The sequence below is a fragment of the Pararhodobacter sp. genome (assembly GCF_034676075.1).
Classification (GTDB): domain Bacteria; phylum Pseudomonadota; class Alphaproteobacteria; order Rhodobacterales; family Rhodobacteraceae; genus Pararhodobacter.
Window position 1 is genome coordinate 1 of sequence record NZ_JAUCCQ010000213.1, and the last position, 3355, is coordinate 3355.

Sequence of the window (3355 nt, forward strand, 5' to 3'; positions counted from 1 at the left end):
CCCCCCCCCCCCCCCCCCCCCCCCCCCCCCCCCCCCCCCCCCCCGGCCGCCGCTCGCGCGCCTTCCCGGCCCCGCCCGCCCCCACCACCGCCCCCGGGCTGCGCATTCATGCGCAGCCCCGGTCGCCCGAGGAGCCCGCGACAGCGGGTGACGAGGGCGAAACCCCTCCCCTCTCGGCACGAAACCGCAACAAGACTGAAACAATCCCCGATCACCCTGCCAGCTTCCTTGCCAAGGGCGTTCCGATCTGATTCTCAGGGGGCCATGATCCGCCGCATCCATCCCGCACCGCGCCTCGACCGGCCGCGCCCCGAGGGCGTCCTGCCGCTCGCAGGCTCCGCCCATGTCTGGTGGCACCCCGGCACGCTGCCCGCGGCCGAGGCCGCGCGCCTTGCGGCGCCGAAGCCCGTTCTCCCCGGCCTGCCCAGCGACCGCCCGCTGGTCATGGGCATCCTCAACACCACGCCCGACAGTTTCAGCGACGGCGGCACGCTCTCGGGGCTCGACGATGCGCTGGCCCGGGCCCGGACGATGGTCGCGGCCGGGGTTGATATCCTCGACATCGGCGGCGAATCGACACGGCCCGGCGCCGCCGAGGTGCCGGTCGACGAGGAAATCGCCCGCACCGCGCCCCTGATCCGGGCGCTGCGCACGGGCGGCATCGCCACGCCCGTCTCCATCGACACCCGCAAGGCCCGCGTCGCCGCGGCGGCGATCGAGGCCGGGGCGGACATCATCAATGACGTCTCGGCCCTGACCTGGGACCCGGATCTGGCCCGCGTCACCGCCGAGGCCGGCGTGCCGATCTGCCTGATGCATGCCCAGGGCACGCCGCAGACCATGCAGGCCGATCCCCGCTATGACGACGTGCTGATCGAGGTCTATGACTGGCTGGCCCGCCGCATGGATCACGCGGTCGCGCAGGGCATCGCCCCCGAGCGGCTGATCACCGATCCCGGCATCGGTTTCGGCAAGACCCTGCGCCACAATCTGACGCTGCTGCAGGGGCTTTCCCTCTTCCATTCGCTGGGGGCGCCAATCTTGCTGGGCGCCTCGCGCAAGCGCTTCATCGGCACCATTTCGGGGGTCGAGGTCGCGGCGGATCGGCTGGCGGGTTCGCTGGCCGTGGCCCTGCAGGCCGCAGGCCAGGGCGCGCAGATCCTGCGCGTCCACGATGTTTCAGAAACTATTCAGGCGCTGGCGCTCTGGCGTGCGCTGGCTTCGGAGGATTGATCATGACGAGAAAGCTTTTTGGCACGGATGGGGTACGGGGCCAGGCCAATGCCTGGCCGATGACGGCCGAACTGGCGTTGAAACTCGGCGCCGCCGCCGGGCGCTATTTCCGCCAGGACGGCAAGAACGGCCACCGGGTCGTGATCGGCAAGGACACGCGGCTCAGCTGCTACATGCTGGAGAATGCGCTGACCGCCGGCCTGACCTCCACGGGCATGAACGTGCTGCTGCTCGGCCCGGTGCCGACGCCGGCCGTGGGCTTCCTCACTCGCTCGATGCGGGCCGATGTCGGGATCATGATCTCGGCCAGTCACAACCCGGCCAGCGACAACGGCATCAAGTTCTTCGGCCCCGACGGATTCAAGCTGTCCGACGAGGCCGAGGCCGAGATCGAGGCGATCCTCGAGGGCGCGTGCGAACTGGCCGCGCCCGGAGACATCGGCCGCGCCAAACGCATCGAGGACGGTCGCGGCCGCTATGTCGAATACGCCAAGACCACCCTGCCGCGCGGCGCGCGTCTGAGCGGCCTCAAGGTCGTGGTCGATTGCGCCAATGGCGCCGCCTACAAGGCCGCGCCCGAGGTCCTGTGGGAGCTCGGCGCCGAGGTCATCCCGCTGGGCGTCAGCCCCAACGGGCGCAACATCAACGATGGCGTGGGCTCGACCAAGCCGCAGCTGGCGGCCGAGACGGTGGTCGCGCATGGCGCCGATATCGGCATCTGCCTTGATGGCGACGCCGACCGGGTGCTGATCCTCGACGAGAATGGCCAGGTGGCGGATGGCGATCAGATCATGGCGCTTTTCGCCAGCCGCTGGGCGGCCGAGGAGCGGCTGAACGACGGCACGCTGGTGGCGACGGTCATGTCGAACCTCGGGCTTGAGCGGTTCCTGCAAGGTCAGGGCCTGCATCTGGAGCGCACCAACGTGGGCGACCGCTATGTGGTCGAGCGGATGCGCAACCGGGGCTTCAACCTCGGCGGCGAGCAATCGGGCCATATCGTGATGACCGATTACGCCACGACCGGCGACGGGCTGATTGCCGGGCTGCAATTCCTGCTGGCGATGGCCGAGACCGGCAAGCCCGCCTCGGCCCTGACCCGCCAGTTCGAGCCGGTACCGCAGCAATTGCGCAACGTCCGTTTCGGGGCCGGTCAGGCACCGATGGAAGCTGCCGCCGTCAAGGCTGCGGTGCGCGATGCCGAGGCGCGTCTGACCGGCCGCGGGCGACTCCTGATCCGCAAATCCGGCACCGAGCCGCTGGTCCGCGTCATGGGCGAATGCGAGGATCCGGCCCTGCTGGACGAGATCCTCAGCGGCATCGTCGCCGAGATCGAAGCGGCGCTCTGAGCGGTCCCCGCCCGGATTGGCGGCTTTCCTTCGCCGCGTTCTGACGCTAGTCAGGACGCGCAAGGAGGGCCCGCCATGGCAAGCATTCTCGACCGGATCAAGGCCTACAAGCTGGAGGAAGTCGCTGCCGCCAAGGCCCGGCTGCCCCTCGCAAGTCTTGAGGATCAGGCCCGCGCCGCCTCCGCCCCCCGGGGTTTCGCCGCGGCGCTGACCCGCGCCTCGGCCACGGGCTATGGCCTCATTGCCGAGATCAAGAAGGCGAGCCCTTCCAAGGGCCTCATTCGCGCCGATTTTGACCCGCCTTCGCTCGCCCGGGCCTATCAGGCGGGCGGCGCCACCTGCCTGTCGGTGCTGACCGACGCGCCCAGCTTTCAGGGCGCGCCCGAGTTTCTGACCGCGGCCCGGGCGGCGGTCGACCTGCCCTGCCTGCGCAAGGATTTCCTCTATGACCCCTATCAGGTGGCCGAGGCCCGCGCCTGGGGCGCCGATTGCATCCTGATCATCATGGCCTCGGTCTCGGACGTGCAGGCGGCGGAACTGGAAGACGCGGCGATGAGCTGGGGCATGGATGTGCTGATCGAGGTGCATGACGGGGCCGAGCTGGACCGTGCGCTGGCGCTGAAATCGCCGCTGATCGGGGTCAACAACCGCAACCTGAAGACCTTCGAGATGTCGCTCGACACCACCCGCACGCTGGCCGCGCGGGTGCCAGCCGGACGGACGCTGGTCTGCGAGAGCGGCCTCTTCACCCCCGCCGATCTGGCCGACATGGCCGG

The 3355-nt window shown here is 70.0% G+C and carries 3 protein-coding genes; all 3 read left to right on the plus strand.

Annotation, left to right across the window (positions count from 1 at the left end):
• Positions 1–267 precede the first annotated feature (267 nt).
• Positions 268–1233 (plus strand): dihydropteroate synthase, encoded by a 966-nt coding sequence (folP, locus tag VDQ18_RS23265; protein WP_416235145.1) that lies wholly within the window; start codon positions 268–270, stop codon positions 1231–1233.
• Between the two features lie 2 nt (positions 1234–1235).
• Positions 1236–2579, plus strand: a complete 1344-nt coding sequence (gene glmM / locus VDQ18_RS23270; protein WP_323023235.1) for a phosphoglucosamine mutase — start codon at positions 1236–1238, stop codon at positions 2577–2579.
• Between the two features lie 75 nt (positions 2580–2654).
• A partial coding sequence (gene trpC, locus VDQ18_RS23275; RefSeq protein ID WP_323023236.1) for an indole-3-glycerol phosphate synthase TrpC occupies positions 2655–3355 on the plus strand: 701 nt, incomplete at its 3' end.

Excerpts from the sequence above, each read along its gene's own strand:
- glmM (WP_323023235.1), top strand. The coding sequence starts at position 1,236 with ATGACGAGAAAGCTTTTTGGCACGGATGGGGTACGGGGCCAGGCCAAT.